General features: G+C 72.1%; 1 protein-coding gene. It reads left to right on the forward strand.

Annotated elements, in window-relative coordinates:
* Positions 1-57: 57 nt before the first annotated feature.
* Positions 58-7,792, forward strand: a 7,735-nt coding sequence (locus tag PH203_RS41375) for a non-ribosomal peptide synthetase (RefSeq protein WP_289927224.1), incomplete at its 3' end; no start/stop codon positions are given.

A 7,792-nucleotide genomic window follows, 5' to 3' on the forward strand; every position in this document is an offset into this window, starting at 1 on the left:
CGGAAACCGGCCCCCCCGTAGACATCCGCGCCTCATCGCACAAGGAGTGCACCTCGCATGATCCCTGCACCACGGACGGAAGCTCCGGCCGAGACCGTGCTCGTCCCCGAGCTCGTCGCACGCCAGGCGGCGCGTACGCCCGAGGCCACCGCCGTCCTTGCGGACGGTGCGCGGATGTCCTACGGGGAGCTGGACCACAGGTCGGCCGCTCTCGCCGGCCGGCTTCGTGAGCTGGGCGCGGGCCCGGGGGCGCCGGTCGGTGTGCTCCTCGGCCGCGGCGGTGACCTCGTGGTCGCGCTGATGGCCGTGCTCCGGGCCGGGGCGCCCTATCTCGCGCTGGACGCCGGGGCCCCGCAGCCCCGGCTCGACGCCCTCGTCGCCGCCTCCGGCACCCGCCTGATCCTGTGCGACCCGGCGACCGCGGAACGAGGCGCGGCCACGGGTGCCCGTGTGGTCGGCCCCGCCGAGACCGGCGAACAGGCCCTCGGCCACGGCGATGTGGACCCGCAGGACGCGGCGTACATCCTGCACACCTCGGGGACCACGGGCACCCCCAAGGGCGTGATCGTTCCCCACCAGGGCCTGGTCAACATGGTCGTCGCCACCGCGGACCAGCTGCGCCTGACGGCCGAGGACCGGGTGCTGCACCGCACCCCCCTCGTCTTCGACGCCCATGTGTGGGAGATCTTCGCCCCGCTGATCCGCGGCGCCGCCGTCGTGATGGCGCCCGACGAGGAGCGCGATCCGGCGACCGTCCTGCGCACCATCGCCGAGCAGCGCGTCAGTGTCGTCCAGGCGGTGCCCACCATCTGGCGTCAGATGGTCCTCGAAGACGGCTGGGACCGATGCACCGCGCTGCGTGCGCTGGTCTCGGGCGGTGAGCAGCTGCGCACCGAACTGGCCGCCCGCATGGCCGAGTTGAGCGGCGCCGAGGTGTGGAACGTCTACGGGCCCACCGAGTGCACCGTCAACTCCACCGCGTACCGCTTCACCCCGGGCACGGCCGCCGGAGCCGTCCCGATCGGCCGCCCGCTGCCACGCACCCGGGTGCTCGTGGTGGACACCGCCGGTACCCCTGTCGGTATCGGCGTGCCCGGTGAACTCCTCATCGGCGGCGTCCAGTTGGCCCACGGATACCTCGACCGCCCCGGCCAGACCGCCGAGCGCTTCGTGCCCGACCCGCTCGCCCAGGACGGCAGCCGGCTCTACCGCACCGGCGACCAGGTGCGCTGGCGCGCGGACGGGCAGCTCGAATACCTGGGCCGGATCGACGAGCAGCTCAAGGTCAACGGTGTCCGCCTCGAACCCGCCGAGGTCGAGGCCGCCCTGCTCGCGCACCCCGATGTCGCCGCCGCGGCCGTCGCCCCCTACACCGCGGCCGACGACACGCAAGCGCTCGCCGCGTACGTCGTACGGACTCCCGGCGCGGAGCGCGAGGTACCGCTCGACGCCCGCTTGCGCGGACATCTGGTCGAACGGCTGCCGAGCACGCATCTGCCCGCCCTCTTCGTGGAACTCGACGACATCCCGCGCACCACGAGCGGCAAGACCGACCGCCGCGCGCTGCCGCACCCGCTCGCCGAGTCCGACGCCGACGCGGACCACACCGTCGGCGACCGCACGGCGCCGAGCACGCCGGCGCAACTGATCGTCGCCGACGCCTGGCGCGATCTGCTCAGGCCCTCCGGCGACCTCGCGGTGCAGGACGACTTCTTCCGCCTCGGCGGCACCTCACTGCAGCTGACCCGCCTCGTCACCCGGCTGCGCGCCGTCACCGGCCGCGAGGTCACGCTGCAGTCGCTGCTCGGCGCGACCACCCTGTCCGGACAGGCGGCCCTCATCGACGCGGCGACGGCCCTCACGCAGGCGCCGATCACGCAGGCGCCGATCACGCGCGCCGACCGCAGCCGCGGCCTTCCCCTGTCGTACGGGCAGCGGCGGCTGTGGTTCATGGACAAGCTGAACCCGGCGAGCCCCGAATGGGTCGCGGGACTCCTGCTCAAGCTGCCCGCGGCCGCCACCCGCGAGCAGGCCTGGACCGCGTTGAACGCCCTGATCGCCCGGCACGAAGCACTGCGCACCGCCTACGCCGAGGAGGCCGGGGAACCGCGGCAGCACATCCTGCCCGAGGTGCGCGTCGAGCTGCCCGAGACCGCGACGGACCGGGACGCCCTGCCCGGCCACCTGGTGACGCTGCTCGGCCGAGGATTCGCCCTGGACGGCGGCGAACCGCTGCTGAGAGCCCGGCTGTTCGACCTCGGCGACGGGGTGCGGATCGTCGCCGTCGCCATGCATCACATCACGACCGACGGCTGGTCGACCGCCGTACTGGAGCGGGAGTTCGCCGAGCTGATCGACGCCGCCGTACACGGCACCGAGCCGGTGCTGCCGCAGCTCGCGGTGGGTTACGCCGACTATGCGGCCTGGCAGCGCGAGCACCTCACCGACGCGGCCGTCGCGGACGAGCTCGCGCACTGGCGGGAGGTGCTCGACGGCCTCGAACCGCTGGAACTCCCCACGGACCGGCCGCGTCCCGCGGTGCGTGACGGCCGCGGCTCGATCGTGCCCTTCGCGGTGCCGGCCACCACGGCACGGCGCCTCGACGAGCTGGCGCGACAGGCGGGGACGACGCGTTTCGCGGTCGTGCTCGCGGCCTTCGCGACCGTCCTCGGCCGGCACACCGGTCAGTGGGACATCCCCGTCGGCACCCCGGTCGCGGGGCGCGGGCGGGCCGAACTCGACGGTGTCGTGGGCTTCTTCCTCAACAACGTCGTGCTGCGCTGCGGGCTCGACCCGGCGCAGGACTTCGCGACCGCGGTGGCCGGCGTCGGCGCAGTGACGAAGGACGCCTTCGCCCACCAGGAGCTGCCCTTCGACCTGCTCGTGGACGCCCTCGTGCCGGACCGCGACCTGTCGCGCACACCGCTGTTCCAGGTGGCGGTGGACCTGCATGACGAGGACTTCAACGGGGCTGTCGACGAGGACTTCGAGACGATCCGGCAGCTGTGGCGGATCACGCACACGGACCTCACGCTGCTGCTCCGCCCGGACCGCGACGGTGGTCTGACGGGTGGCCTCGAGTTCGCCACCTCGCTCTTCGACGAGGGGACCGCCCGCCGACTCGCGGACCACCTCGGCCGTCTGCTGGCCGCGGCGGTGGACGCCCCCGCCACGGCGCTCGGCAACCTCGCCATGGCCCCCGCGCAGGAGCTGGAGCGGCTCGCCGGCTGGGAGGTGTCCGGTGAGGGTGCTGTGCGTGAGGGCGTGCCGGTGCCGGTCGTCTTCGCTGAGCGGGCTGCTGCGGCGCCGGATGCTGTGGCCGTCGAGGGCTCTGGTTTCTCCCTGTCGTTCGGGGAGTTGGAGGTGTCCTCGAATCGGTGGGCCGCGTATCTGGGGTCTGTCGGGGTCGGTCGTGGCTCGGTGGTGGGTGTGCTGCTTGAGCGGGGTGTGGATCTGCATGCGGTGATGCTGGGTGTGTGGAAGGCCGGGGCGGCGTTCGTGCCGCTCGACCCGGGCTTCCCGCAGACCCGTGTGACCGGGATGCTGACCGATGCCGGGGCCGAGGTGCTGGTGACCGAACTGGCTCTGGCTCCCGCGGAGTTCGATGGCCGACTGGTGTGCGTGGATGCGCCTGAGACCGCGGATGCGGTCGCCGCCGCTTCCGGCAGGGCACCTGAGCGGACTCCTGATCCCGATGAGCTGGCGTATGTGATCTATACGTCGGGGTCGACGGGTCGTCCGAAGGGTGTGGCGGTCACGCATCGGGGTCTGGCCAATCATCTGGGCTGGGCGCAGCGGGAGTTGGCGGGTGCCGGTTCCGGTGGTGGTGCGGTGTTCTCGTCGGTGGCTTTCGATCTGGTGGTGCCGAATGTGTGGGCGCCGCTGCTGGCGGGGCAGCGGGTGCATCTGCTGCCGCAGGATCTCGACCTGTCCGAGCTGGGTGAACGGCTGGTGGCGGCCGGTCCGTTCAGCTTCCTGAAGCTGACGCCGGGGCATTTGGAGATCCTGGCCCAGCAGCTGAGCGACGGGCAGATCGCGGGTCTGGCGTCGGTGATCGTGGTGGCGGGTGAAGCCCTTCAGGCCTCGCTCGCGTCCCGGTTCACGCGGGTCCTGGGTGAGGGCCGTCTGATCAATGAGTACGGGCCCACCGAGGCCTCGGTCGGTACGTGTATCCATCCGGTGCCGTTGGATGCGGGGCAGGGTGTGGTGCCGATCGGGGCTCCGCTGCCTGGCATGGTGATGCGTGTGCTCGACTCCGGCTATCGCCGTGTCCCGGTCGGTGCCGTGGGTGAGTTGTATGTGTCCGGTACGGGTGTGGCGCGTGGCTATCTGGGTCGGGGTGCGCTGACCGCCGAGCGGTTCGTCCCGGACCCGTACGGTCCGGCCGGCTCCCGGATGTACCGGACCGGGGATCTGGCGCGCTGGGTGGAGCCGGGTGTCGTGGAGTTCCTGGGCCGTACCGATCACCAGGTGAAGATCCGTGGCTATCGGATCGAGACCGGCGAGATCGAAGCCGTCCTCCACAACCACCCGCAGATCAGCGACGCCCGTGTCCTCGTCCACGAGGACGCCGACGGCGGCAAGCGACTGGTGGCCTACCTGGTCGGCGCGGACGGCGGACAGGCCGATCCGGCCGAGCTCACCACGTACTGCGGCGAGCACCTGCCCACGTACATGATCCCGTCGGCCTTCGTGCGGCTGCCCGCGCTCCCGCTCAACGCCAACGGCAAGCTCGACCGCACCGCTCTGCCCGCACCGGACGAGGACACGGCACGTACCGAGTACCTCGCCCCGGTCACCGAGGCCGAGCGCGCCGTCGCCGAGGTCTGGCAGCGGGTGCTCGGGATCGAACAGGCCGGCACCGCCGACCGGTTCTTCGACCGCGGCGGTGACTCCATCCGTGCCGTCGCCGTCGTCGGCGCCCTGCGCGGCCGCGGCTACGACCTGTCCGTACGCGATGTCTTCGAACAGCGCACCGTCGCCGCGCTCGCGGAGCTGATCGAGAGCCGTACGCGGGTGTCCGGACAGACCGCGGCCACCGCGCCGTTCGCACTGATCGGCGCCGCCGACCGGTCCCTGGTGCCGGCCGGCGCCGCCGATGCCTACCCGCTGGGCCAGGTCCAGCTGGGCATGGTCGCCGAGCTGATGTCGGGCAGCGGCCGGAACAACTACCACACGGTGATCTCCAAGCGGATCAAGGACGACCGCCCCTTCGACGAGGCGGCCCTGCGCTCCGCGGTCCGTTCGGTCACCGACCGGCACGACTCGCTGCGCACCTCGGTGCACGTCACCGGCTACTCGGTTCCCCTGCAGGTGGTGCACCGCACCGCCGAGGTGCCGGTGACGGTGTACGACTACCGCGGCATCGACCCGGTCGAGGGCGAGAAGGAGCTCACCGCGCGGGTGGACGAGGAGCGTGCCGCGCTCTTCGACCTGCGCACCGCCCCCCTGCTGCGTGTCGCCGTCTATCTGGAGAGCGACGACGCCTGGTGGCTGACCCTCACCACCTCGCACGTGATCATCGACGGCTGGAGCACCCACACCCTCGACATGGAACTGGTGCACACCTACCGGGAGATCCGCGACACGGGTGCGCCCGCCGCCGGCGCCGCGCCGCTCGTCCGCTACGCCGATGTCATCGCGGGCGAACTGGAGTCGCTCGGCAGCTCCGCCGACCGCGCGTTCTGGCAGGGCGTCGTCACCGGCCGGCCGCGGCTGACGCCCCCCGCCTCCTGGGCCGGGGACGGTGAGCCGGAGAGCTACGGCGTGGACGTACCGGTCGCCGACCTCGCCCCGGTGCTGCGCGCGCGGGCGGCGGAAGCGGACGTGCCGTTCAAGACGCTGATGCTCGCCGCGCATCTGGAGGTGATGAGCCGGCTCGGCGGCGAGGCGGCGGGAACTCCCGCGGACGCCTTCCACACCGGGGTGGTCTTCCACACCAGGCCGGAACTGACCGGCGCCGAAGGCGTGGTCGGTATGCACCTCAACACCCTGCCGTTCCCGCACGAGCGCGGCGCCCGCACCTGGCGCGAGCTGCTCACGCGGGTCTTCGCCCGGGAGACCGAGGTCTGGGCGCACCGCCGCTATCCGCTGCCCGCGATCCAGCGGCAGCTCGGCACGGGAGAGCGCCTCGTCGACGTGTTCTTCAACTACATCGACTTCCACCAGGTCGACGCCGACCTGATCGACACCGGTACGGGCGTCAGCCAGGCGCCCAACGAGTTCGGCCTCGCCGTGCACGCGTACGGCGACCAGAAGATCGGCATCCGTACGGGCACGGGCCTGGTGACCCGCGACCGTAGCGGTGAACTCGCGGTCCTGTACCGCGAGGTGCTCGAGGCCATCGCGAGCGGTCTCGACCGATCCGTGCACGACACCGAGCCGCGGCACACCGAGGAGCCGGCCACCGGCGCCACGGGGGAGCGGCACCTGCCTGAGGAGACGGGCTTGACCGCACATGAGCTGTTCGAGGCGCGGGTCGCGGAGACGCCGGACGCCGTCGCCGTGACGGCCGGCGGCGAGGAGCTGTCGTACGCACAGGTCAACGCGCGGGCCAACCGGCTCGCCCGGCACCTGCGCGAGCTGGGCGCCGGCCCGGAGCGGCTGATCGGCGTCCATCTGGAGCGCGGCACCGAACTGATTCCCAGCCTGCTCGGCGTACTCAAGTCGGGTGCGGCATACCTGCCGCTCGACCCGGCGAACCCGGCCGAGCGTCTCGGCTACGTCTTGTCCGACGCACGGGCGGACGTCGTGGTCACCACGAGCGAGCTGGCCGCGGGCCTCTGTGAGGTGTACGACGGGACCCTGATCGTCCTGGACGACCCGGACACCGCGAAGGAGCTGGCCGGCCGGGCGGCGGAGAACCTGCCGAAGCTCTCGGGACCGGACAACCTGATCTACACGATCTACACGTCCGGTTCGACGGGCCGCCCGAAGGGTGTGGCCCTGACCCACCGCAATGTGGTGCGGCTGATGGAGACCGCGCAGGAGCACTACGCCTTCGACGAGACGGACGTCTGGACGATGGCCCACTCCTACGCGTTCGACGTCTCGGTCTTCGAGATGTGGGGCGCCCTGGCCCACGGCGGCCGCGTGGTGGTCGTGCCGCGTGCGGTGACCCGCTCCCCGGAGGAGTTCCTCGACCTCCTGGTCGAGGAAGAGGTCACGGTGCTCAGCCAGACGCCCACCGCCTTCCGCTCGCTGGTGACGGCGGCGGCCGAGGGCGACCGGCGGATCAAGTACCTCCCGCTGCGCGCGGTGATCTTCGCCGGCGAGAAGCTGGAGATCGCCGAACTCAAGCCGTGGGCCGACCGCGTGGGCCTGGGCCGGGTCTCGCTGGTGAACATGTACGGCATCACCGAGACCACCGTCCACACCACGTACCACCGGCTGACCAAGCGGGACTTCGCCCCCGACGCCGGCAACCCGGTCGGCCGTCCGCTGTCCGACCTCACGGTGCACCTGCTCGACCCGCAGGGCCGCGCTGTGCCCGACGGGACCGAGGGCGAGATCCATGTCGCCGGTCCCGGTGTAGCGCGCGGCTACCTCGGGCGTCCGGCGCTGACCGCCGAGCGGTTCGTGCCCGACCCGTGGGGGCCCGCCGGGTCCCGCATGTACCGCAGCGGTGACCTGGCCCGCAGGCGCCCGGACGGCGGGCTCGACTTCCTCGGCCGTATCGACGACCAGGTGAAGATCCGTGGTTTCCGGATCGAACTCGGTGAGATCACGGCTGCGTTGCTGAAGGATGCGGCGGTACGGCAGGCCGTCACCGTGGTCCATGAGGACACCCCGG

The organism is Streptomyces sp. S.PB5 (assembly GCF_030403745.1).
GTDB lineage: Bacteria > Actinomycetota > Actinomycetes > Streptomycetales > Streptomycetaceae > Streptomyces.